Annotated in this window: 23 protein-coding genes; 13 read left to right on the top strand and 10 right to left on the bottom strand. The window is 65.8% G+C overall.

Features of this window, described 5'->3' with window-relative positions; all coding sequences use genetic code 11:
- The first annotated feature begins 4 nt into the window (after positions 1-4).
- From GGR45_RS06475 to GGR45_RS06465, 3 genes are all read left to right on the top strand, one after another.
- Positions 5-445: a DNA polymerase III subunit chi gene (locus tag GGR45_RS06475; protein ID WP_175312150.1), complete on the top strand. Its 441-nt coding sequence runs from the start codon at positions 5-7 to the stop codon at positions 443-445.
- A gap of 226 nt (positions 446-671) precedes the next feature.
- Positions 672-1,094, top strand: a complete 423-nt coding sequence (gene ndk / locus GGR45_RS06470; protein ID WP_042482585.1) for a nucleoside-diphosphate kinase — start codon at positions 672-674, stop codon at positions 1,092-1,094.
- A complete protein-coding gene (locus tag GGR45_RS06465; RefSeq protein WP_175312151.1) occupies positions 1,094-1,612 on the top strand; it encodes a GNAT family N-acetyltransferase in 519 nt (172 codons plus the stop codon). Before ndk ends, GGR45_RS06465 begins: the two co-directional genes overlap by 1 nt.
- Here the strand turns inward: GGR45_RS06465 and GGR45_RS06460 are convergent.
- From GGR45_RS06460 to purM, 4 genes are read right to left on the bottom strand one after another with little or no spacing between them, the layout of a single operon-like run.
- Positions 1,609-2,208, bottom strand: a complete 600-nt coding sequence (locus tag GGR45_RS06460; protein WP_175312152.1) for a hypothetical protein — start codon at positions 2,206-2,208, stop codon at positions 1,609-1,611. The genes GGR45_RS06465 and GGR45_RS06460 overlap by 4 nt on opposite strands.
- Positions 2,205-2,492 carry an MmcQ/YjbR family DNA-binding protein gene (locus GGR45_RS19650; RefSeq protein WP_246358088.1) on the bottom strand — a complete coding sequence of 96 codons (288 nt, stop codon included), beginning with the start codon at positions 2,490-2,492 and terminating at the stop codon, positions 2,205-2,207. Before GGR45_RS19650 ends, GGR45_RS06460 begins: the two co-directional genes overlap by 4 nt.
- Complete coding sequence (purN, locus tag GGR45_RS06450) at positions 2,489-3,067, bottom strand: phosphoribosylglycinamide formyltransferase (protein WP_175312153.1); 579 nt, start codon at positions 3,065-3,067, stop codon at positions 2,489-2,491. The genes GGR45_RS19650 and purN overlap by 4 nt, the downstream gene beginning before the upstream one ends.
- Positions 3,057-4,190, bottom strand: coding sequence for a phosphoribosylformylglycinamidine cyclo-ligase (gene purM, locus GGR45_RS06445; RefSeq protein WP_175312154.1), 1,134 nt, complete (start codon positions 4,188-4,190; stop codon positions 3,057-3,059). Before purM ends, purN begins: the two co-directional genes overlap by 11 nt.
- A 59-nt stretch (positions 4,191-4,249) precedes the next feature.
- Between purM and GGR45_RS06440 the strand changes: the two genes are divergently transcribed.
- The 4 genes from GGR45_RS06440 to GGR45_RS06425 are packed head-to-tail and all read left to right on the top strand — an operon-like array spanning position 4,250 to position 9,789.
- Positions 4,250-5,509 (top strand): heavy-metal-associated domain-containing protein, encoded by a 1,260-nt coding sequence (locus tag GGR45_RS06440; protein WP_175312155.1) that lies wholly within the window; start codon positions 4,250-4,252, stop codon positions 5,507-5,509.
- Complete coding sequence (locus GGR45_RS06435; protein ID WP_175312156.1) at positions 5,506-6,114, top strand: P-loop NTPase family protein; 609 nt, start codon at positions 5,506-5,508, stop codon at positions 6,112-6,114. The genes GGR45_RS06440 and GGR45_RS06435 overlap by 4 nt, the downstream gene beginning before the upstream one ends.
- A 19-nt stretch (positions 6,115-6,133) precedes the next feature.
- Complete coding sequence (locus GGR45_RS06430) at positions 6,134-8,299, top strand: RNA degradosome polyphosphate kinase (RefSeq protein ID WP_175312157.1); 2,166 nt, start codon at positions 6,134-6,136, stop codon at positions 8,297-8,299.
- A gap of 17 nt (positions 8,300-8,316) precedes the next feature.
- Positions 8,317-9,789 carry a Ppx/GppA family phosphatase gene (locus tag GGR45_RS06425; RefSeq protein ID WP_175312158.1) on the top strand — a complete coding sequence of 491 codons (1,473 nt, stop codon included), beginning with the start codon at positions 8,317-8,319 and terminating at the stop codon, positions 9,787-9,789.
- Here GGR45_RS06425 and GGR45_RS06420 read toward each other — a convergent pair.
- Entirely contained in the window at positions 9,776-10,063 is a 288-nt protein-coding gene (locus tag GGR45_RS06420; protein WP_285138793.1) for an I78 family peptidase inhibitor, read from the bottom strand. The two genes, GGR45_RS06425 and GGR45_RS06420, sit on opposite strands and share 14 nt — an antisense overlap.
- Positions 10,060-11,238, bottom strand: coding sequence for a ribonuclease D (gene rnd / locus GGR45_RS06415; protein WP_175312336.1), 1,179 nt, complete (start codon positions 11,236-11,238; stop codon positions 10,060-10,062). Before rnd ends, GGR45_RS06420 begins: the two co-directional genes overlap by 4 nt.
- Before the next feature lie 138 nt (positions 11,239-11,376).
- On the opposite strand from rnd, the gene aspS reads away from it, so the two are divergent.
- Positions 11,377-13,191 carry an aspartate--tRNA ligase gene (gene aspS / locus GGR45_RS06410; RefSeq protein ID WP_175312159.1) on the top strand — a complete coding sequence of 605 codons (1,815 nt, stop codon included), beginning with the start codon at positions 11,377-11,379 and terminating at the stop codon, positions 13,189-13,191.
- 95 nt (positions 13,192-13,286) lie between these two features.
- Here the strand turns inward: aspS and GGR45_RS06405 are convergent, their stop codons facing one another.
- Entirely contained in the window at positions 13,287-13,943 is a 657-nt protein-coding gene (locus GGR45_RS06405) for a carbonic anhydrase (RefSeq protein WP_175312160.1), read from the bottom strand.
- Positions 13,944-14,093: 150 nt separating this feature from the next.
- Between GGR45_RS06405 and lipA the strand changes: the two genes are divergently transcribed.
- Positions 14,094-15,017, top strand: a complete 924-nt coding sequence (gene lipA, locus GGR45_RS06400; RefSeq protein WP_175312161.1) for a lipoyl synthase — start codon at positions 14,094-14,096, stop codon at positions 15,015-15,017.
- A complete protein-coding gene (locus tag GGR45_RS06395) occupies positions 15,017-15,475 on the top strand; it encodes a type II toxin-antitoxin system RatA family toxin (protein ID WP_175312162.1) in 459 nt (152 codons plus the stop codon). The genes lipA and GGR45_RS06395 overlap by 1 nt, the downstream gene beginning before the upstream one ends.
- On the opposite strand, the gene GGR45_RS06390 is transcribed toward GGR45_RS06395, so the two are convergent.
- Genes GGR45_RS06390 through GGR45_RS06380 form a run of 3 tightly spaced genes read right to left on the bottom strand, consistent with a single transcriptional unit; the run spans position 15,436 to position 17,622 of the window.
- A complete protein-coding gene (locus tag GGR45_RS06390) occupies positions 15,436-15,936 on the bottom strand; it encodes a CinA family protein (protein ID WP_175312163.1) in 501 nt (166 codons plus the stop codon). The genes GGR45_RS06395 and GGR45_RS06390 overlap by 40 nt on opposite strands.
- A 1-nt stretch (position 15,937) precedes the next feature.
- Complete coding sequence (locus GGR45_RS06385; protein WP_175312164.1) at positions 15,938-16,465, bottom strand: hypothetical protein; 528 nt, start codon at positions 16,463-16,465, stop codon at positions 15,938-15,940.
- The gene (locus GGR45_RS06380; RefSeq protein WP_175312165.1) at positions 16,462-17,622 is read right to left on the bottom strand and encodes a bifunctional 2-C-methyl-D-erythritol 4-phosphate cytidylyltransferase/2-C-methyl-D-erythritol 2,4-cyclodiphosphate synthase; all 1,161 of its coding nucleotides are present in this window, start codon (positions 17,620-17,622) and stop codon (positions 16,462-16,464) included. Before GGR45_RS06380 ends, GGR45_RS06385 begins: the two co-directional genes overlap by 4 nt.
- Positions 17,623-17,714: 92 nt before the next feature.
- Here GGR45_RS06380 and dusB point away from each other — a divergent pair, with 92 nt between their 5' ends.
- From dusB to ntrC, 3 genes are read left to right on the top strand one after another with little or no spacing between them, the layout of a single operon-like run.
- The gene (gene dusB / locus GGR45_RS06375) at positions 17,715-18,716 is read left to right on the top strand and encodes a tRNA dihydrouridine synthase DusB (RefSeq protein ID WP_175312166.1); all 1,002 of its coding nucleotides are present in this window, start codon (positions 17,715-17,717) and stop codon (positions 18,714-18,716) included.
- A complete protein-coding gene (locus GGR45_RS06370) occupies positions 18,700-19,767 on the top strand; it encodes a two-component system sensor histidine kinase NtrB (protein ID WP_175312167.1) in 1,068 nt (355 codons plus the stop codon). Before dusB ends, GGR45_RS06370 begins: the two co-directional genes overlap by 17 nt.
- Positions 19,764-21,218, top strand: a complete 1,455-nt coding sequence (gene ntrC, locus GGR45_RS06365; RefSeq protein WP_175312168.1) for a nitrogen regulation protein NR(I) — start codon at positions 19,764-19,766, stop codon at positions 21,216-21,218. Before GGR45_RS06370 ends, ntrC begins: the two co-directional genes overlap by 4 nt.
- Positions 21,219-21,257: the final 39 nt, after the last annotated feature.

Below are 21,257 nucleotides of genomic sequence, written 5' to 3'. Positions count from 1 at the left end.
CGCGATGCAGGTCGATTTCTATCATCTGACGATCGCGCCGCTCGACCGGCTGCTGCCCGTCATCGCCGATCGGGTGGTGACGGGCGGCGGCCGGTTGCTGATCGTCAGCGGTAACGCGGACCAGCGCGCCGCGCTCGACCGGCAGCTATGGATGATACCGGCGGACGGCTTTCTTCCTCATGCCCAGGCGGGGGAGAGTGACGATGCCGCACAACCCATCCTGATCGCAGGCGAGGTGCAGCCGACCAATGGCGCGCGGCATGTCGCACTGGCGGACGGCGTCTGGCGCGACGAGGTTCTGACCTTCGACCGAGCGTTCCACTTCTTCGACGGCGACCGCATCGGCGAAGCGCGTGCCGCGTGGAAGGCGCTGGCCGATCGGGAAGGCGTCGAGCGGCGTTACTGGAAGCAGAATGACCAGGGTCGCTGGGAACAGGCGGCCTGACTTGATCCTCCCCGGCACGGGGAGGGGACCAGCGAAGCTGGTGGAGGGGGCGTGCCTCAAGGTACGGCCTTTACGGAAGCCCCCCCGCGATCAGGGCTTCGCCTTGCCACCTCCCCGTACCGAGGAGGATCAGGTCCGCCCTTATAAGACATTGCATTGCATCCGCGCCCCGACTAGGGCGGCGCCACTTCCAGCCAACACATTTATCAGGAGCTGCGTGACCATCATGGCCGCGAATCGTACCTTTTCGATCATCAAGCCCGACGCGACCCGCCGCAACCTGACCGGCGCCGTCACCAAGATGCTGGAGGAGGCCGGCCTGCGCGTCGTCGCCTCGAAGCGCATCCAGATGACTCGCGAGCAGGCCGAGGGCTTCTATGCGGTGCATAAGGAGCGCCCCTTCTTCAACGATCTGGTCGAATTCATGATCTCGGGTCCGGTCGTCGTGCAGGTTCTCGAGGGCGAGAACGCCATGCAGCGCAACCGTGACATTATGGGCGCGACCAACCCGGCGAACGCCGAGCCGGGCACGATCCGCAAGGAACTGGCCGAGTCGATCGAAGCCAACACCGTTCACGGTTCGGATTCGGACGAGAATGCTGCGATCGAGATTGCGTACTTCTTCAAGCCCGAAGAAATCGTCGGCTGATGGAATGGCGGCTGCGACGGGCCGGGCCGGGCGATGCGCCCGCGCTGTCGCTCGTCGCGGCCGCCACGTTCCTAGAGACTTTTGCCGGGACCATCGCCGGTCCCGACATGGTGCGTCACTGCACCCTGAACAGCTCGCCCGCCAAGTTCGATGCCTGGATTGCCGATCCGGCTTGCGTGGCAACATTGGCGGAGCATCCCGACGGTGCGGCGCCGGTCGGCTATACGCTGCTCACCTCTCCCGATCTGCCGGTTGAGACGGATGCGCGGGATATCGAGCTTCGCCGCATCTACACCCTGTCCTTGACCAACGGCACCGGCCTGGGCCACAGGCTGATGACGATGGCGATCGATGACGCACGTGCGAGGCGCCGCCGCCGGATGTTGCTGGGCGTGCTCGGCATCAACGAACGTGCCCGCGCCTTTTACGAGCGCGAAGGCTTCGCCCTTGTGGGAACCCGGCAATTCCAGGTCGGCGACACCGTCTTTGACGATGTCGTCTATGCCAGAAACCTTTAGCCGCGACGGGCCGTCCAAGCGGCGTCGAGCTTTGCGGTCGTGCCGTTTCGATCGCGTAGCCGCAGTCCCTCCAGCCGCAGCGCTCGTCCACGAAACAGGCGACCATGCGTGCCCCAGATGATGTCATAAAGTCCGGTCACGGTCCGCGCGGTATCGCCGTCCCAGTAACGGACCGTGATGAGCGCGGGCAGTCGCCCTTCGCGGGTGTCGGTCTTTCCGTCCGTCAAGGCCAGGATCGGCCCGGCGATCGGCTCTGCCTCTATGGCAGGGTCGCCCACCGGGATCTGACGTCCGATGCCCGAGGCCTTGGGGAAATCGATCGCGACATCCTGAAGATCATGGTTCGCGTCGCGGAGAAGCAGACGGCGGCCGTCGCCTTCGACCGTCGCGGTCAGATTTAGCCGGGCGCGCTCCTGCCGCTGAGCGCTGGCCGAAGCGGCTTTGTCCTCGGCGTCGCTACGCCGTTGCGACCAGTTGAGGTACAGGGTCAGCGCCGCCACCATCAATCCTGCGACCGCCACGAATTCTGCCAGCGTCAGCAGGCGCCGCCGCGATTTGGCGCGCTCGGCGGCCTCTTCGCCCGCCGCCCCGCTCATCGCCCGCCCGCTTCCAGCAGCTCGGTCGGCGCTACCAGTTCCCAGCTCCGCGCAATCTGGTCCTCGATCAGCGTCCAGTCGCTGTCGGCGGTCAGCGTCAGCGCGTTCCATTGCGGTTCCCGGTCCTTATCGGCGGCGCGCAGATGGATGGCCGACGACGTACCGCTTACCCGGAGGAAGGGTTTCCCTTCGACCAGGAAGCGGGTGTCGCCATCGCCAGCTTCCTCGGCCGTGCCGGGCAGTTGCATGGCGATGTCGCGGATGCTGGACAGGAAATCGGTCATCGACGTACGAACTCCGTGAGTATTTGCGGGTACAATCGATGCTCTTCAACGAGCACACGGGCCGCAAGTGCCGCCGCATCGTCGCCGGGCAGGATCGGCACCTCGACCTGACCCAGCACTTCGCCGTCATCCAGTTCCTCGGTCACGACATGAACCGAGCAGCCTGCCTTGGCATCGCCCGCTGCGATGGCGCGCTCATGCGTGTCGAGCCCCTTGTAGAGCGGCAGTAGCGAGGGATGGATGTTGAGGATCCGCCCGCGCCAGCGCGACACGAAATCGCCGGACAGCAGTCGCATATAGCCCGCCAGCGCGATCACCTGAACGCCCTCGTCGCGCAGGGCCTGGTCGATGGCGGCCTCATAGGCTGGCTTGCCGATCCCCCTGGGTGACAGCGCGAAGGTGGCGATCCCCTGTTCTTTCGCCCAGGCCAGCCCGGCTGCGTCGGGCTTGTCGGACGCGACCAGCGCGACGGTATAGGCAGCGTCCGGCACCTTCGCGGCGGCAACCAGCGACTGCATGTTGGAGCCCCGGCCGGAAATCAGGATGCCGACCTTGACCGGCTGGTCAGCCGACATGGGTCGCGGTCCAGTCGGCCTTGGCGCTCCAGGTGCCTGCCGACCCCTTGACGGTGCAGCCGCGCTCGCCCGCTTCGACGTGGCCGAGCGTGACGACCGTCTCGCCTTCTGCTCGCAGCGCTTCGGCCAGCGTGTCCGCCTGGTCGGCGGCGACGATCACTGCCATGCCGACCCCGCAGTTGAAGGTGCGCGCCATTTCCTCGGGCTCGATGCCGCCCTGCGCCTGCAGGAACGCCATCAGGCGCGGCTGTTCCCAGCCGTCCGCATCGACCACCGCGTGCGCGCCCTTGGGCAGCACGCGCGGAATGTTTTCGAGCAGGCCGCCGCCGGTGATATGCGCGAGTCCCTTGATCGCGCCCGCCTTGATCGAGGGAAGCAGCGAGCGGACATAGATCCGAGTCGGGGCCATCAGCGCTTCGATCAGCAATATGTCCTGATCGAACAGCGCCGGACGGTCGAGCTTCCAGCCCTTGTCCGTCGCCAGACGACGAACCAGCGAGAAACCGTTGGAATGCACGCCCGACGAGGCGAGGCCCAGGATCACGTCGCCATCGCCGATGGTCGCGCCGGTCAGCACCTGATCGCGCTCGACCGCGCCGACGCAGAAGCCCGCCAGATCGTAATCGCCTGGCGCATACATGCCCGGCATCTCGGCCGTTTCGCCGCCGATCAGGGCGCATCCCGCGATGCGACAGCCTTCGGCGATCGAGGCGATGACACGCTCCGGCACATCGCCTTCCAGCTTGGCGGTTGCGTAATAATCGAGGAAAAACAGCGGCTCGGCACCCTGCACAATCAGGTCGTTGGCGCACATCGCGACCAGGTCGATGCCGACGCCGTCATGGCGGTCATGCTCGATCGCGAGCTTCAGCTTGGTGCCGACCCCGTCATTGGCCGCGACCAGCAGGGGATCGGTGAAACCGGCAGCCTTCAAGTCGAAGAAGCCGCCAAAGCCGCCCAGGTCCGCATCCGCGCCCGGCCGCCGCGTCGCCTTGGCGAGCGGGCCGATCGCACGGACCAGCGCATTACCCGCGGCGATCGAAACGCCAGCATCTGCATAGGTGTAGGACGCACCCTTTTCGGCGGGCGAAGGGCTGGTGGACGGCGTGCTGTTGTCGGTCATGTTTGCCCGTTAGCTATATCGCGCTTGGATTTCCACGCCTGCTTCGCCAAAAGGCCGCGATGCGTTTGCGATTGCCCCCCATCATGGCCGGTCTGGCTGCCCTTGCCGGGTTAGGCATGGGAGGCGGTGCGGTGTTTGCCCAGATCGAAGGGCAGGCGCGCGGCGTCGCGCCGGTCGACAATGGCGGCTCCTACGAAGTGACGGGCGTCGCGGTCGACGTGTCAGGCAAGACGGCGGAAGCCGCGCGGCTCGGCGGCTGGCGGATCGCGCAGCGCAAGGGCTGGGCGATATTGGCTCAACGGCTGGGACGCGGCGGCACGGCTGCATCGGATGGGCTGCTCGATTCGCTGGTCAGCGGCATCGTGGTGGAAAACGAACAGATCGGTCCAACCCGCTATGTCGCCAAGCTCGGCATATTGTTCGACCGGGTTCGCGCGGCATCGGTGTTGGGCGTGTCGGCCTATGCCGATCGCTCGCCGCCGATGCTGGTCATGCCGCTTCAGATTTCGGGCGGCGTATCCCAGATGTTCGAGGCGCGGACGCCTTGGCAACAGGCTTGGGCGCGGTTCCGGACTGGCAACACCACCATCGACTATATCCGCCCGGCGGGAACGGGAGCGGAGCCCCTGTTGCTCGATGCCGGGCAGATCGGGCGGCGGTCGCGTGGCTGGTGGCGGGCGATTCTCGATCAATATGGCGCGTCCGACATCCTGATCCCGGTGGTGCATCTCTATCGCCAATGGCCGGGCGGGCCGGTGATCGGCGTGTTCGAGGCTCGGCATGGACCCGACAACACGCTGTTGGGCACGGTCACCTTGCGGGTCGGCAGCACCGATGGTTTGCCGCAACTGCTCGACACGGGGGTTATGCGGCTGGACGGGCTTTACCAAAAGGCGCTGGCGAGCGGTACGCTGCAACCCGACGTCTCACTCAGCCCGCCGCCCAAGCCGCAGGCCACGATCATCGACGATACCGCACCGGGCGAGGAGCCGATTGCCGGACTGGATGCGGCCATCGCGTCGTCGGGCGCGGGGATCACCGTCACGCTGCAATATGACGCGCCGACCGCCAGTGCCGTCGCCAATGCCGAAAGCCTGGTGCGGGGTATCCCCGGAGTGATTCGAGCCGGCACGACCAGCCTGGCGCTGGGCGGCGTGTCGATCATGGCCGTCACCTATGACGGCGATCCCGATCAGCTTCGCCGCGCGCTGGAGCAGCGCGGCCTTCAGGTGTCCGGTTCGGGCACCACCCTTCGCATCCGGCGCGCACCGCAAGTGCCCGCGCCGGTGCCTCCATCGGACGGCGTAGTTACCGGATGAACCAGATGGCGCTGCCGCTGCAATGGCCGGCGGACCCCCGATCCGATGCGTTCCTGTTGACCGAGTCCAATCGGATGGCAGCGCGGATGCTGGAGCAATGGCAGGCGTGGCCGACCATGGCTGCGATCCTGACCGGTCCGCGCAAGTCGGGACGGTCGCTGCTGGCGCGCATCTTTGCGGCCAAGAGCGGGGGCACAATCATCGACGACGCCGAGCGTGTGCCCGAAGTTCAGATCTTCCATGCATGGAATATCGCCCAGGCGGAGCGGCGCCCTCTGCTGATCGTCGCCGACTCGCCACCGCCGCGCTGGCAGGTCAAGCTGCCCGACCTCCGTTCGCGCCTGGCCAACAGCAGCTTGGCCGAGATCGGCCCGCCGGATGATGAACTGGTTGCCGGGTTGTTCGAGCATCTGTTCGAGCGCCGTGGCCTGGATGCTCGGCCCGATCTGATCGAGTGGCTGACGCTGAGGATCGAGCGTAGTCACCTTTCTGTCATCCGCGCAGTGGATATGCTCGATCAGGGAGCGATGGAACGCCGCGCGCGCTTGTCGATTGCCCTTGCACGATCCACCCTGATTGCGGCCGGCCTGATCGCCGAACCGTGAGCCGCCCGAGCGAGTAACCATGACCCGTCCCGCCCATATCGCGCAAATGTCAGAGCCTGACGACGACCATTTCGCAACGGAGCCGAACGGACGGTATTTCAATCGCGAACTCTCCTGGCTGGCGTTCAATCGCCGCGTGCTGGAGGAGGCATGCAACTCGGCGCATCCGCTGCTCGAGCGGTTGCGCTTCCTGTCGATCTCGGGCTCGAACCTGGACGAGTTCTTCATGGTGCGTGTCGCGGGGCTGAAGGGGCAGCAGGCGCAGGATGTCGAGCAGCGCTCGGTCGATGGCCTTACGCCAGGGCAGCAGCTGAGTGGGATCGTCGCCGAGGCGGATCGTCTGATGGCCAGCCAGCAGGAGGTCTGGGGCGACCTGCGCAACCTGCTCGACGAGGCGGGCATCTTCGTCCTGCGCCGCGACGCGATCGACGCGGAGGCGAGTGCCTGGCTGGAAACGCATGTCCGCGAACAGATTTTCCCGATCCTGACCCCGCAGGCGCTCGATCCGGCGCACCCCTTTCCCTTCATCCCGAACAAGGGCCTGTCGATGATCTTCGACCTGACCCGCGTGTCGGACAAGGCGCCGATTCGCGAGCTGGTGATGATCCCGGCGACCATGCCGCGCTTCGTCCGCCTGCCGGGGGAGGGTGCGCGCTATGTCTCGATCGAGACGATCCTGCGCCGTTTTTCGGGGCTGCTCTTTCCCGGTTATGTGGTCAACGGCGCGGCGACCTTCCGCGTGCTGCGCGACAGCGATATCGAGATTGAGGAAGAGGCCGAGGATCTGGTCCGCTATTTCGCCAATGCCATCAAGCGGCGGCGGCGCGGCCGGGTGATACGGCTGGAGCTGGAAACCGGGATGCCTGACGAATTGGCCGATGTGCTGCGCGGCGAATTGGGCGGTGCCGACGCGATCATCACCGAAAGCGGCAACCTGCTTGGCATCGGCGATCTCGACATGCTTGTCGACGAGGATCGGCCGGATCTGAAATTCCCGCCCTATAGTCCACGCTTTCCTGAACGAATCCGCGAATTTGCGGGCGATTGCTTCGCCGCGATCACATCCAAGGACATTGTCGTCCACCATCCTTACGAGACGTTCGAGGTGGTGATCGCTTTCCTGAAACAGGCGGCTGCCGATCCGGATGTGGTCGCGATTAAACAAACGCTTTACCGCGCCGGCAAGCAGTCGGCGATCATCAACGCGCTGATTGCGGCGGCCGAGGCGGGCAAGTCGGTGACCGCTATCGTCGAGTTGAAGGCGCGGTTCGACGAAGAGCAGAATCTCTACTGGGCCTCGGCGCTGGAGCGGGCAGGGGTGCAGGTCGTGTACGGCTTCATCGACTGGAAGACGCATGCCAAGGTGTCGATGGTCGTCCGGCGCGAGGGCAGCAATTTTCGCACCTACTGCCATTTCGGCACCGGCAATTATCATCCCGTCACCGCGCGAATCTATACCGATCTCAGCTTCTTCACCGCCGATCCGCTGATCGGGCGCGACGCGGCGCAGATGTTCAATTACATTACCGGCTATGTCGAACCGGCGGCGATGAACCGGGTCAGCCTGTCGCCGCGGGACCTGCGCCACAATCTGATGGCGCTGATCGATGCCGAGATCGCCCATGCTCGCGCCGGGCGGACCGGCAGCCTGTGGGCCAAGGTCAATTCGCTCGTCGACCCGCAGGTGATCGAAAAGCTTTACGAGGCCAGTGGCGCCGGGGTCGAGATCGACCTGATCGTGCGCGGCATCTGTTGCCTGCGTCCCGGCGTGCCCGGCATGTCGGAGAATATCCGGGTCAAGTCGGTCGTCGGCCGTTTCCTGGAGCATAGCCGCATCTGGGCGTTCGGCGACGGCAAGGCGCTGCCCCATGACGCGGCCAAGGTCTTCATCTCCTCGGCCGACTGGATGCCGCGCAATTTCGACCGCCGGGTCGAATATATGCTGCCGATCCTGAACCCCACCGTTCACGACCAGATCCTGGATCAGGTGATGGTCGCCAACCTGCTCGACAACGAACAGAGCTGGGAATTGGAGCCGGACGGCCACTATGTCCGGGACGAGCCCGGCGATCGCCCCTTCAACCTGCATCGGTATTTCATGACCAATCCCTCGCTTTCGGGGCGCGGCGCCGCGCTCGACACCAGCAAGGCGGTGCCAACCTTGTCGCTTCGGCGGCAGCGTTGACCGGCGCGCGCTGAGCGATGGTAGGTCCCCGCGCGCCGCGTACGGCAATCATCGATATCGGCTCCAACTCGGTGCGACTGGTCGTCTATCAAGGACCGCCGCGCCTGCCCGCTATCCTGTTCAATGAGAAGGTGATGGCGGGACTCGGGCGCGGGCTGGCCGCGACCGGGGCGATCGACCCGGCATCGCTGAACAAGGCGCAGGTCGCGCTCGCCCGATTTGCCAGTCTGGCACGTGAGATGGGCGTTGCGACGCTGCGCACCGTTGCGACGGCGGCGGTGCGGGATGCGGCCAATGGCGGCGAACTGATTGCCTGCGCCGAGTCGCTGGGGTTGGAGGTCGAGCTACTGTCGGGCGAACAGGAGGCCAAGGCGGCGGGCGAGGGGGTTATCTCCGCCATTCCCGATGCCGACGGGATCGTCGGCGATCTGGGCGGCGGCAGTCTGGAGCTGGTTCGCGTTCGGGACGGCGGCGTCGAGGACCGGGTGTCCTTTCCGCTTGGCGTGCTGCGTATCCCGGCGCTGCGCGAGAAGGGCAGCAAGGCTTTCGAGCGGCATATCGGTCGCCTGATCGAGGACGCAGGCTGGGAAGGGCGCGGACGTGGCTTGCCTTTCTACATGGTCGGCGGATCGTGGCGGGCGCTCGCGCGGCTGGACATGACGCTGGCCGATTATCCGCTGCCGATCATCCATCATTATGAACTGACCCCGCTCGACATATTGCGTCTGTCGCGCACCATTCCGCATCTCGGCAAGGCGCGGCTTCGCGAAGTGAAGGGGCTGTCGTCCAGCCGTGCCGCGACGCTGACCGACGCGACCGCGCTGCTCAGCGTGTTGCTGAAGCATCTGGGCAGCAGCACGACGGTCGTGTCCGCCTTCGGCCTGCGCGAAGGGCTCCTATACGGTGGGCTGGACGCCAGGACCCGCGCTCTCGACCCGCTGATCGTCGCGGCACGCGAGGAAGGGCGGCTGCTCGGCCGTTTCCCCGAACATGGCGATTTGCTGGAAAGCTGGATCGCGCCGTTATTCGCAGGCGAAGCAGCGGCGGAACCCCGGCTCCGTCACGCGGCGTGCCTGCTCGCCGATGTGGGCTGGCGCGCCAATCCCGAATTTCGTGCCGAACGCGGCGTTGAGATTGCGCTGCATGGCAATTGGGTCGGCATCGATGCGGAGGGGCGTGCGATGCTGGCGCAGGCGCTTCACACCAGTCTGGGCGGTGGCCTGGACGTGCCGTCGCCGCTCGCCGAGCTGGCCAGCCCCGCACAGCTGAAGCTGGCGACAAGCTGGGGTCTCGCGATCCGGCTGGGCCAGCGGTTGAGCGGCGGGCTGGCCGGGCCTCTGGAGCGGACGGCCCTGGTGCTGGACGACGGCCGTCTGGGTCTGGAGATGCTGGAGGCTGACCGGGGTTTTTACGGGGAAGCGGTGGAGCGTCGCCATGCGACGCTGGCGACTGCACTGGGCAAGACGCCGGTTCGGCTTAGCCGCACTTGAGACGAACGACCCGGCCCTCGGCATTGGTTTCGATGTTCAGTCGGTCGGGTCGATAATCCATCGTCACCACATCGCCCGGCGCGATAACCCGTAGGCCCCGCGCGCCGGTACGTTTCAGCGTCGGCGCGCTCATCGCCTCGGTCCAGCGCTTGCCGACCAGGTCAGTAGCCTTGCCGCTGCCGCATTCCGACATTTCGGTCGTCACTGCGGCCTTGGGCGTGGTCACGCACGCGGCCAGCGGCAGCGCTGCCAGCAGGATCGTCGCGCGAATCACGCCTCTTCCTCGACGGTACGGACCATCTTCAACTTGCCGCCCTTCACGACGAAGCCGGTGCGCCCCTCGACTAGATCGAGCGCATCACGGCCGAACTGCTCGAACCGCCACCCGTCGAGCACCGACAGGCCGGAGCGTACACCCGCCGCCAGCATCTCCAGATCATCGGCGCGGGCCAGTAGGCGTGGCGCGACGTCGATGTCACGCGCGCGGATCTTCAGCAGCAGCTTGAGCAGATCGGCGACCAGCGCGCCCTCACGCCCCAAGCCCGGCTTGCGGTCGTCACGCGCCGGCAGCTCGTCGGCGCCCAGCGGCTCGGCCCCCTCCAGTGCATCCATCAGGCGCGCGCCGATATCGTTGCTCGCCCATGTCGCCGACAACCCACGCACCTTCGCCAGATCAGCCTGCTTGCGCGGCGGATGCCCGGCGAGATCGGCCAACGTCTCGTCCTTGACGATGCGACCGCGCGGCAGGTCCTTTGCCTGCGCCTCCAGCTCGCGCCAGCGGGCAAGCGCCTTCAACCGGCCGAGCATATCGGGCTTGCGCCCCGACACGCGCACCCGCTTCCACGCGACATCGGGATCGTTGGCATAATGCGCCGGATCGGCCAGCCTCTCCATTTCCTGATCCAGCCACGCGCCGCGCCCGGTTTTGCGCAGCCGCTCGAGCATCTTGGGGAATATGGCGGCCAGATGGGTGACGTCGCCGATCGCATAATCGACCTGACGCTGGTCGAGCGGGCGTCGCGACCAGTCGGTGAAGCGCGCACCCTTGTCGACGGCGATGCCCAGCCAGCTGTCGACCAGGTTGGAATAACCGATCTGCTCGCCCTGACCCAGCGCCATCGCCGCGATCTGAGTGTCGAACAGCGGATGCGGAGTCTTGCCGGTCAGGTTGTAGATGATCTCGATATCCTGCCCACCGGCATGGAAGACCTTCAGGACCTCGTCATTGTTGACCAGCAGGTCGAGCAGCGGCGTCATGTCGAGCCCCGGCGCCTTGGGATCGATCGCGGCGGCCTCTTCGGTGTCGGCGATCTGGATCAGGCAGAGTTCGGGCCAATAGGTGCTTTCCCGCATGAACTCGGTATCGACCATCACATAGTCGGCCTGGGAGAGGCGGGCGCAGAGATTGGCGAGCGTGGCGCTGTCGGTAATCAACGGATGAACGTGCATCGTCCGCACATAGCCCGGCGCGCGCAGGTTGACAAAGAGGAAGGCGCGCCTGACGCATTTGGGCACATTAGGATTGACAAAAACCGGGCAGGCGGGGAAGCGGCAGCACTTTCCCCAGACGTACAGAGAATGTCCGCCATGCACGCCTATCGTACCCACACCTGCGCCGCGCTGACTGCTGAGGCGGTCGGCGAGACGGTTCGCCTGTCCGGCTGGGTCCATCGCAAGCGCGATCATGGCGGCGTCCTGTTCGTCGATCTGCGCGACCATTACGGCATCACCCAGATCGTCGCCGACAGCGACACGCCTGCGCTCGCCATTCTGGAGAGCATCCGTGTCGAGTCGGTCGTGACCATCGACGGCGTGGTGAAGGCGCGCTCGGCGGGCACGATCAACCCGAACCTGGCGACCGGCGAGATCGAGGTGTTCGCGCGCGGCGCGACCGTGCTGTCGGCGGCCGAGGAACTGCCGATGCCGGTGGCGGGCGAGCAGGAATATCCCGAGGATATCCGCCTGCGCTATCGCTTCCTCGACCTGCGCCGCGAGACGCTGCACGCCAACATCGTGCGCCGGACCCAGGTGATCTCGGACATGCGTCGTCGCATGGAGACGGCGGGCTTCACCGAATATTCGACCCCGATCCTGACCGCGTCGTCGCCGGAGGGCGCGCGCGACTTCCTGGTGCCCAGCCGCATCCATCCGGGCAAGTTCTACGCGCTGCCCCAGGCCCCGCAGCAGTATAAGCAGCTGTTAATGGTCGCCGGCTTCGACCGCTATTTCCAGATCGCGCCCTGCTTCCGCGACGAAGACCCGCGCGCCGATCGTCTGCCGGGTGAGTTCTACCAGCTCGACCTGGAGATGAGCTTCGTCACCCAGGAAGAGGTGTGGGAGACGATGGAGCCGGTGATCGGCGGCATTTTCGAGAAGTTCGCCGATGGCCGGACCGTTACCCCGATCGGCGAGTTTCCGCGCATTCCGTACTCCGAGTCGATGCTGAAATATGGCAACGACAAGCCCGATCTCCGCAACCCGCTGATCATCACTGACGTGTCCGAGCATTTCACGACCTCGGGCTTTGGCCTGTTCGAGAAGATCGTCGGTTCGGGCGGCGTGGTCCGCGCGATCCCGGCGCCCAAGACCGCCGAGAAGAGCCGCAAATTCTTCGACGAGATGAACGAATGGGCGCGCGCCGAGGGTCACGCCGGCCTGGGCTATGTAACCCGCAAGGGCGGCGAGTTCGGCGGCCCGATCGCCAAGAACCACGGCACCGAGGGCATGGAGGCTATCTACGCCGCGCTCGGTCTCGGACCCGATGACGGCCTGTTCTTCGCGGCGGGCAAGGTCGAGGCGGCGGCCAAGCTGGCCGGGCTCGCACGCACCCGCGTCGCCGAGCAGCTCGGCCTGATCGAGGAGGGCGCGTTCCGCCTGTGCTGGATTGTCGACTTCCCCTTCTACGAATGGGACGAGGACGAGAAGAAGGTTGAGTTCGCGCACAACCCCTTCTCGATGCCGCAGGGTGGCATGGAGGCGCTGAACTCCGCCGATCCGCTGTCGCTCAAGGCCTATCAGTATGACTTGGTGTGCAACGGCTTCGAGATCGCATCGGGCTCGATCCGTAACCAATCGCCGGAACTGATGGTTGCCGCGTTCGAGAAGGTCGGCCTGTCCAAGGCGGATGTCGAGGAACGGTTCGGCGGCCTCTACCGCGCTTTCCAATATGGCGCGCCGCCGCATGGTGGCATGGCCGCCGGTGTCGACCGTATCGTCATGCTGATCTGCGGAGCGCAGAACCTTCGCGAAATCTCGCTGTTCCCGATGAACCAGCGCGCCGAGGATCTGCTGATGGGCGCTCCCAGCCTGCCGAGCAACAAGCAGATGCGCGAACTGTCGCTGCGCTCGACCGCGGAAACCAAGAAGGACGTGGATCAGGTCGTCGCCTCTCCGGCGAGCTGATCCTCCCAAGAGCGCAATGAAAAGGGCGGGCGCCGGATGCGGCGTCCGCCCTTTTTTTAGTCTCGAGTCCGGGTCGGGGACCCGGACCGAGTTCCTTACGCCGCAGCGAGGGCCGGGGCGGCGGGCTTGAACTCGCCATTCTCGTCCATCAAGTGCAGCACGCCATCGGCAATCGCGAAATACGCGCCGCGCAGGGTCAGCTTGCCCGCATCCTCACGCTTCGTAACGAAGGGGAAGGTACGCAGGTTGGCGATTGAGGTGCGAACCGACTCCAGCTCCATCTCGCGCATCGCGTCGGCATCGGCCGCGTCGCCATGCTTGGCGATGACCTTTTCGCGCGCTTCGTCGAGCAGGCTCACCCAATCGGACACGAAACCGCCTTCACCTTGCGGGGCGTGCGCAAACCCCTGGGTCAGCGCCGCCTTGCAGCCGCCGCAGGCGCCGTGGCCCATGACGACGACATCGCTCACTTCCAGCTGCGTCACCGCGAATTCCAACGCCGCCGACACGCCATGATGACCGCCGCCCGTCTCGAACGGAGGCACGAGGTTCGCCACGTTGCGCACCACGAAAATTTCACCGGGCAGCGTGTCGAAGATCTGGGCCGGATCGACACGGCTGTCCGAGCAGGCGATCACCATCACCTTGGGGCTCTGGCCTTCCTTCAACTCGGCCCAGCGGTCGCGCTGGCGACGCCAATCGGAGGTCCGAAAGCGCTGATAGCCATCCACGAGGTCGTTAAAGTCGGTCATTGGTCTCTCTTATGCAGTGAGGGAACGTACGTTCTAGCACGCGAACCGGACACGGCCGTTTCGGTTCCATATCAAAGTGTGTCTGATGCCGCCATGCGTTGCGTGCGGCAGGCATTGTGTCCAGCCCTCACCATCGCTATTTCGCAAGCCATGAACGAGTTGACACCGTTGGCCGCGCCGGTGCGCGCGCGCAAGCCGGACTGGATCCGCGTCAAGGCCCCGACGAGCGCCGGTTTCGCTGCCACCCGCGAGCTGATGCGGGCCAAGAGCCTGACGACCGTTTGCGAAGAAGCGGCCTGCCCGAACATCGGGGAATGCTGGTCGAAGAAGCACGCGACCGTCATGATCCTGGGCGATACCTGCACCCGTGCCTGCGCCTTCTGCAACGTGAAGACCGGTATGCCGCGCAAGGTCGATGCGATGGAGCCGCAGAATGTCGCGGATGCTGCCGCGCAGATGGGGCTGAAGCACATCGTCGTCACCTCGGTCGACCGGGACGACCTGCCCGATGGCGGCGCGTCGCAGTTCGTGAAGGTGATCCAGGCGCTCCGCCGCACGACGCCCGACACCACGATCGAGATCCTGACGCCGGACTTCCGCAACAAGGCGCAGGCGGCGATCGAGTCGATCGTCGAGGCGCGTCCCAACGTGTACAACCACAATTTGGAGACGGTCCCCAGGCTATACCCGACCATCCGGCCGGGTGCGCGTTATTATGCGTCGCTCCGCCTGCTGGAGAGCGTCAAGCGCCATGATCCGTCGATCTTCACCAAGTCGGGGGTGATGCTGGGCCTGGGCGAAGAGCGGCTGGAAATCCATCAGGTGATGGACGACATGCGTTCGGCCGACATCGATTTCCTGACCATGGGCCAGTATCTCCAGCCGACGCCGCGCCACGCCAAGGTCGCCGAGTTCGTGACGCCCAAGGCGTTCGACGCCTATGCCGCGATCGCGCGGGCCAAGGGCTTCCTGCTTGTCGCAAGCTCGCCGTTGACGCGCTCCAGCTATCACGCGGGCGACGATTTCGAACGGCTGCGGTCGGCGCGCGAGGCGAAGCTCGCAAGCGTTCGCTGATGCCCAAACATAGTGAGACGCGGCATCTGCCCTATACGCCGGAGCAGATGTTCGATCTGGTCGCGGATGTCGCGCGTTATCCGGAGTTCCTGCCCTGGGTTTCGGCGATGCGGGTCCGTTCGGACACGCCGACCGAGACGGTCGCCGACATGATCGTCGGCTTCAAGGGCCTGCGCGAGACGTTCACCAGTCGCGTGACCAAGGAACGGCCCGGCGTGATCGACGTCGAATATCTCGACGGGCCACTCAAATATCTGCGCAACAATTGGCGTTTCCGCCCCGAGGAACAGGGGTGCGCAGTCGACTTCACGGTCGACTTTGCCTTCAAGAACCGGGTGTTCGAAATGCTGGCGGGGCAGGTGTTCGGCACCGCGCTGCGCCGCATGATCGGCGCATTCGAGGATCGCGCCGCCAAGCTTTACGGCATTAGCAGTTCCAGCGCCAACAGCGCGGCCTGAAGCCGGATACCGCCACGCCCGATATCGCCGAACTCATGGCGTTCGGCCTTCACGTCATCCGGATCGCCACCGCGTAGCGCCTGGGCGAAGACGACCGTGCCGACCGGCTTCTTGGCAGTGCCGCCGCCAGGCCCTGCCACGCCCGTAATGGCGACCGCCACGTCCGCGTCGCTTGCCGCCAGCGCGCCCTGCGCCATACCCCAGGCGGTGGCGGTCGACACCGCGCCAAAGGTGTCGATGACCTCGGGATTGACGTTCAACAGGTTGATCTTGGCCTGATTGGAATAGGTCACGAAACCCGCCTCGACCACGTCGGACGATCCGGGGATTTCCGTAAGGGCCGCCGCAACGAGGCCACCGGTACAGCTCTCGGCAAGCGCGACGCGACGACCGGCGGCGCGGTTCGCGACGACGACGCGTTCGGCCAGTTCGGTCAGCTCCCGGGGAAGAAGAACGTCCATATCAGTTTCCGTTGGCGCAAAGCGGCAGGTCGGGCACGGCCACCTGCCGCCCGCGTGTCTTTTCTGTCTTGAGATATTGAAGGGCGGTTACGACGACTCCGGCCATGTTGCGCGGGGGCAGGGGGGAAAGTTGCGTCACCAGCCGGTCGATCGTCCCGCAATCCTCCAATCCGATGCGCCCGACGATGAACGGCACCAGCAGCGAGGTCAGCAGCGGCCGGGCATAATCCGATTGAAGCAGCGTGTCGATCGCCGGGTCGGACAGCTTGACGATCGCGGCGCGTGCGGCGGGCCAGGCCTGTTGGGCGGCACTCTCATATTTCGAGATCAGCGAGCCGCCACCCCGGATCAAGCTCGTTCCGGGCAGACGCGCGCCGCAGACGCGGCCCGTTTCGCGCAGGATGTCCGGCATGGCGACCAGCGTCATCGCTTCCGCCTCTGGCGCGGTGATGCAGGCGCGGGCTTGCGCGCTCGCCATTTCGGGGGCGGCCAACGCGATCAGCGCGACGATCAGGCCAAGCCGCTTCATGCCGCTACTCCGCCAGGCAGGCGGACCGTCGCCACCGCCTGAGCTGCAATGCCCTCGCCGCGGCCGGTGAAACCCAGCCGTTCGGTCGTGGTCGCCTTCAGGCTGACGCGGCTCTGCTCGATATTGAGCAGGTCTGAGATCCGCTCAATCATGGCGGCACGGTGCGGGCCAATTTTCGGGGCTTCGCAGATGATGGTCAGGTCGACGAAATCGATCCGCCCGCCCTTGTCAGCGATCAGCCTGGCGGCGTGCTGCAGGAATTGGCCCGACTCGGCGCCCTTCCACTGCGGATCGCTGGGCGGAAAGTGGGTGCCGATATCGCCTGCCGCGATCGTGCCGAGCAGGGCGTCCGTCAGAGCGTGAAGCGCGACGTCGGCGTCGCTATGCCCCGACAGCCCCTGATGGTGCGGGATAAGCACGCCACCCAGCCACAATTCCTCGCCATCCTCAAGCCGGTGGACATCGAAGCCCATCGCGGTCCGGGTTTCCCAGGCCAGGCGCAGATCAGCTCCGGTCATGTCGTCGGGATAGGTAATTTTCTCGAGCATGACATCGCCCTGCACCAAAGCGACGCGCCCGCCAAGCCGTCGCACCATCTGCGCGTCGTCCGTCGCTTCTGCATCAGCTGGCCATGCGGCGTGCGCGGCGACGATGGATTGCAGGTGGAAACCCTGCGGCGTCTGGACCCGCACCACGCCTTCGCGCGGCACGATCGCGCCCAGAGTCTCGTGGTCCGATTGCGCCAGCGTGTCGGCGACGGGCAGAATGGGCATTGCACCGTCCGCCGAGGCCAGGCCCGCCAGCACACGGTCTATCACCTCCGCCGACAAAAAGGGTCGGGCAGCGTCATGAATCAGGACCTTGGTCACGCCCGCAAGCGCCAGATGTCGAAGGCCCAACGAGACCGACTCGCGTCGGCTCGCGCCCCCCGCTTCGACCCAGCCGCCGGGCAGGATCGACCGGACATGATCGATCTGTTCCTTCGCCACCATGGTCAGCACCGTGTCGATCGCCGGATGCGAGGTCAGGGCGGTGTAGCTCCAGCCGAGCATCGGCCGGCCGCCCAGGTCGCGAAACTGCTTCGGCACGCCGCCGCCCATGCGGGACCCGCCGCCAGCCGCAACGATCAGCGCGGCGATCTTTCCTTCCTGGTTCATGGCCCTCGCGTAGCGGCTTTTGAGCGGGCTCGCCAACCTTGCCATTCAGAGCCTCTTCCCTTATGGCGGCTGCTTAGTTTTCAGGCAGTATGATGCGTAATCTCGCTCCCATCCAGGTCGGTCCGGTGACGATCGACAGCCCCGTCGTGCTGGCGCCGATGACCGGCGTCACCGACATGCCGTTCCGCACCCTCGTCCGCCGCTACGGCTCGGGATTGAACGTGACCGAGATGATCGCCAGCCAGGCTGCGATCCGCGAAACACGCCAGTCTGTCCAGAAGGCCGCCTGGCATCCGCTGGAAGAACCGGTGTCGATGCAGCTGGTCGGCTGCACTCCCTATGAGATGGGCGAGGCGGCCAAGCTGAATGCCGATCGCGGGGCCGCGATCATCGACATCAACATGGGCTGCCCGGTCCGCAAGGTCGTCAATGGCGATGCGGGCTCGGCGCTGATGCGCGACCTGAGGCTGGCGTCGGAGATCATCCGCGCGACCGTCGCGGCGGTCGATGTGCCCGTCACGCTGAAAATGCGGATGGGATGGTGCCATGACAGCCTCAATGCGCCCGAACTGGCGCGCATCGCTGAGGATATCGGCGTCAAGATGATCACCGTCCATGGCCGCACCCGCAACCAGATGTACAAGGGCAGCGCCGATTGGGCCTTTATCCGCCAAGTGAAGGAGGCGGTCAGCATTCCGGTCATCGCCAATGGCGACATCTGCTCGATTGACGATGCCGGGGCGGCGCTGGACCAGTCGGGGGCGGACGGCGTGATGATTGGCCGCGGGGCCTATGGGCGTCCCTGGCTGCTGGGCCAGGTCATGCACTGGTTCGCGACCGGGGAACGGCGCGAGGACCCCCCCCTGGACGAGCAATATCGCGCCGTCACCGAACATTATGACGCGATGCTCGACCATTATGGCACCGAGACAGGCGTCAACATGGCGCGCAAGCATATCGGCTGGTACACGCGCGGGCTGCACGGCTCGGCCGAGTTCCGGAACAAGGTGAACCAGGAAGCCAGCGCCGAGCGGGTCAAGACGATGCTGCGCGACTTCTACCTGCCGCAGATCGAGCTTGCAGCGGCTGCCTGACACGGCCGGTCACGGCCGTCCCGGCTTCGGCTCGCTATTTGCCGCATTGCCAGTGGCCGTGGTCGTGGTCGACCCCGACGACCGGATCGCTCACGCCAATGGCTTGGCGGAGCAGTTGCTCAACCTGTCCGAGCGCTTGATGATCGGACAGCCACTGGCCGCGATCCTGCCGCCGCCGGATGCGCCGCGCAGTCGCGACGGCCATGGCTTTGCCGTATACGACACGGTGATCGCCATGCCCCATGGTCCAAAGATCCGGGTCGACTTCGTCGAAGCGCAGGTTCCCGACCATCCCGGCTGGCGTGCCATAACGCTTCACAGCGCGGGACCATCGCGACGGCTCGCCCATGCCTCGGATCGCAGCGCGGGCGCACGCGCCGCCGTGGGTGCGGCCGCAATGCTGGCGCACGAGATCAAGAATCCGCTATCCGGTATCCGGGGCGCGGCGCAGCTGCTGAACGGCGGCGAGTTGACGACGCTCATCACCACCGAGGTCGACCGGATCGCCGCCCTGATCGACCGGATGCAGGATTTCAGCGATACCCGGCCACTCCCGCTGGCGTCGGAAAATATCTATCCGCTGCTCGGTCATGCGCGGGGCGTCGCGCTCGCTGGGTTCGCGCGCGGCATTCCGATCGAAGAGCGTTTCGACCCCTCGCTGCCCCCGGCGCGGATCAATCGGGACGCGCTGCTCCAGATCGTCATCAATCTGCTCAAAAATGCCCGCGAGGCGGTCCGGGCGGTTCGTAACCCACAGATCGTGCTGACCACCGCCTATCGTCACGGCATGTCGGTCAGCGCCGGGGAAGGGCGGCCCCGCCTACCGCTGCCGATCGAAATCTGCGTGATCGACAACGGACCGGGTGCACCCGCCGACATTGCCGACCACCTGTTCGACCCGTTCGTGTCCGGCCGCCGCGAGGGGCAGGGGCTGGGTCTCGCGCTCGTCGACAAGCTCGTCCGCGACATGAGCGGCATCATTCAATATGCCAGGGAGGGCACGCCGGAAATGACGGTCCTTCGCCTGCTTCTGCCGAGAGCCCATCCATGAGTCATGTCTTGGTCGTCGATGACGATGCTGCGATCCGCACCGTCGTGGGTCAGGCGCTGCGACGGGCCGGGCATGAGGTCACGACCGTGGAAACGCTGGCGCGGCTGGATCGTATCCTGGCGGGCGGTGCGCCCGACGTGCTGGTTACGGACGTCATCCTGCCCGATGGCGACGGGATCGACCATATCCGGGCCGTGGCGGAGCAGTTTCCGGCGCTGCCGATCATCGTCTTGTCGGCACAAAATACGCTGACGACGGCCGTTCGGGCGGCGGAGGTCGGCGCGTATGAATATCTCCCCAAGCCCTTCGATCTCGATGCGCTGACCCATGCGGTGGCCGGAGCCCTGGCGCGGCGCGGCGTCCTTGTCGAGGAGGGGGTGGGCGATGACGATCGTGCACTGCCGCTGATCGGACGGTCTCAAGCCATGCAGGGGGTGTACCGCGTCATCGCCCGCGTGGTCTCCACGGACCTCACCGTCCTGGTTTCGGGCGAATCGGGTACCGGCAAGGAGCTCGTCGCGCGCGCCATCCATGACCTGGGTCCCCGCCGCGCGGCGCCCTTCGTCGCCCTCAACATGGCCGCCATTCCCCGCGAATTGATCGAGGCAGAGCTGTTCGGCCATGAACGTGGGGCATTTACCGGCGCCGCACAGCGCAATGCGGGGCGGTTCGAGCAGGCGGCGGGGGGCACTTTGTTCCTCGACGAAATCGGCGACATGCCGATGGAAGCGCAGACCCGGTTGCTGCGAGTCCTGCAATCCGGCGAGTTCACTACCGTGGGCGGCGCGCGGACGATCCGCACCAATGTCCGGATCGTTGCAGCGACCAACCGCGACCTCAGCCAGCAAGTCACCTCCGGGCATTTCCGCGAGGATTTGTTCTACCGTCTGAACGTCGTGCCGATTGCCTTGCCTGCGCTTCGCGAACGGCGACAGGATATTCCGCTGCTCGCGCGGCACTTCCTCGAAAACGCCGCGCTCCAGGGATTGCCCAAACGCCGGATCGACACCCATGCGCTTGACGTGTTGGTCACGCATGACTGGCCGGGCAATGTCCGTGAGCTGGAAAACATGATGCGCCGCCTGGCCGTGTTGGCACGCGACGAGGTGATCGATGCCGAGGCGGTGCGAACGATGCTGGGTGAAGCGCGGTCTGCCTCCGCGCCGAGCGGGGTGGCCGCAGCCGATGGCGATCTGTCGGCTGCGGTACGCGCCTATATCGCGCGTCTTGCACTGGCGCATCCGGCGGCGCTGGACGACGGCACGCTCTATGATCGGGTCATCGCCGAGGTCGAGCGTCCGCTGATCGAGGCGATGCTGGGGCGCCACGGCGGCAACCAGCTTCGCGCCGCCCGTGCCATGGGGATCAACCGCAACACGCTGCGCAAGCGCCTCGACAGCCTGAACATCCCCGTCAGCGGCGATGACGAAGGCGGTGAGGCTTTGGCATAAATTTCTCGAATTGTGGCTTGCAGGACACGCCTCACGTTG

The sequence above is a fragment of the Sphingomonas zeae genome, assembly GCF_014197135.1.
Classification (GTDB): Bacteria; Pseudomonadota; Alphaproteobacteria; order Sphingomonadales; family Sphingomonadaceae; genus Sphingomonas; species Sphingomonas zeae.
The sequence above is the reverse complement of the archived record's forward strand: the minus strand, read 5'-3'. Positions and strand labels throughout refer to the sequence as shown.

Bases quoted from the DNA above. Each gene is read 5' to 3' on its own strand.
- GGR45_RS06475 (WP_175312150.1), top strand. From the start codon at position 5: ATGCAGGTCGATTTCTATCATCTGACGATCGCGCCGCTCGACCGGCTG.
- ndk (WP_042482585.1), top strand. From the start codon at position 672: ATGGCCGCGAATCGTACCTTTTCGATCATCAAGCCCGACGCGACCCGC.
- GGR45_RS06465 (WP_175312151.1), top strand. From the start codon at position 1,094: ATGGAATGGCGGCTGCGACGGGCCGGGCCGGGCGATGCGCCCGCGCTG.
- GGR45_RS06460 (WP_175312152.1), bottom strand. From the start codon at position 2,208: ATGAGCGGGGCGGCGGGCGAAGAGGCCGCCGAGCGCGCCAAATCGCGG.
- GGR45_RS19650 (WP_246358088.1), bottom strand. From the start codon at position 2,492: ATGACCGATTTCCTGTCCAGCATCCGCGACATCGCCATGCAACTGCCC.
- purN (WP_175312153.1), bottom strand. From the start codon at position 3,067: ATGTCGGCTGACCAGCCGGTCAAGGTCGGCATCCTGATTTCCGGCCGG.
- purM (WP_175312154.1), bottom strand. From the start codon at position 4,190: ATGACCGACAACAGCACGCCGTCCACCAGCCCTTCGCCCGCCGAAAAG.
- GGR45_RS06440 (WP_175312155.1), top strand. From the start codon at position 4,250: ATGCGTTTGCGATTGCCCCCCATCATGGCCGGTCTGGCTGCCCTTGCC.
- GGR45_RS06435 (WP_175312156.1), top strand. From the start codon at position 5,506: ATGAACCAGATGGCGCTGCCGCTGCAATGGCCGGCGGACCCCCGATCC.
- GGR45_RS06430 (WP_175312157.1), top strand. From the start codon at position 6,134: ATGACCCGTCCCGCCCATATCGCGCAAATGTCAGAGCCTGACGACGAC.
- GGR45_RS06425 (WP_175312158.1), top strand. From the start codon at position 8,317: ATGGTAGGTCCCCGCGCGCCGCGTACGGCAATCATCGATATCGGCTCC.
- rnd (WP_175312336.1), bottom strand. From the start codon at position 11,238: ATGCACGTTCATCCGTTGATTACCGACAGCGCCACGCTCGCCAATCTC.
- aspS (WP_175312159.1), top strand. From the start codon at position 11,377: ATGCACGCCTATCGTACCCACACCTGCGCCGCGCTGACTGCTGAGGCG.
- GGR45_RS06405 (WP_175312160.1), bottom strand. From the start codon at position 13,943: ATGACCGACTTTAACGACCTCGTGGATGGCTATCAGCGCTTTCGGACC.
- lipA (WP_175312161.1), top strand. From the start codon at position 14,094: ATGAACGAGTTGACACCGTTGGCCGCGCCGGTGCGCGCGCGCAAGCCG.
- GGR45_RS06395 (WP_175312162.1), top strand. From the start codon at position 15,017: ATGCCCAAACATAGTGAGACGCGGCATCTGCCCTATACGCCGGAGCAG.
- GGR45_RS06390 (WP_175312163.1), bottom strand. From the start codon at position 15,936: ATGGACGTTCTTCTTCCCCGGGAGCTGACCGAACTGGCCGAACGCGTC.
- GGR45_RS06385 (WP_175312164.1), bottom strand. From the start codon at position 16,465: ATGAAGCGGCTTGGCCTGATCGTCGCGCTGATCGCGTTGGCCGCCCCC.
- GGR45_RS06380 (WP_175312165.1), bottom strand. From the start codon at position 17,622: ATGAACCAGGAAGGAAAGATCGCCGCGCTGATCGTTGCGGCTGGCGGC.
- dusB (WP_175312166.1), top strand. From the start codon at position 17,715: ATGCGTAATCTCGCTCCCATCCAGGTCGGTCCGGTGACGATCGACAGC.
- ntrC (WP_175312168.1), top strand. From the start codon at position 19,764: ATGAGTCATGTCTTGGTCGTCGATGACGATGCTGCGATCCGCACCGTC.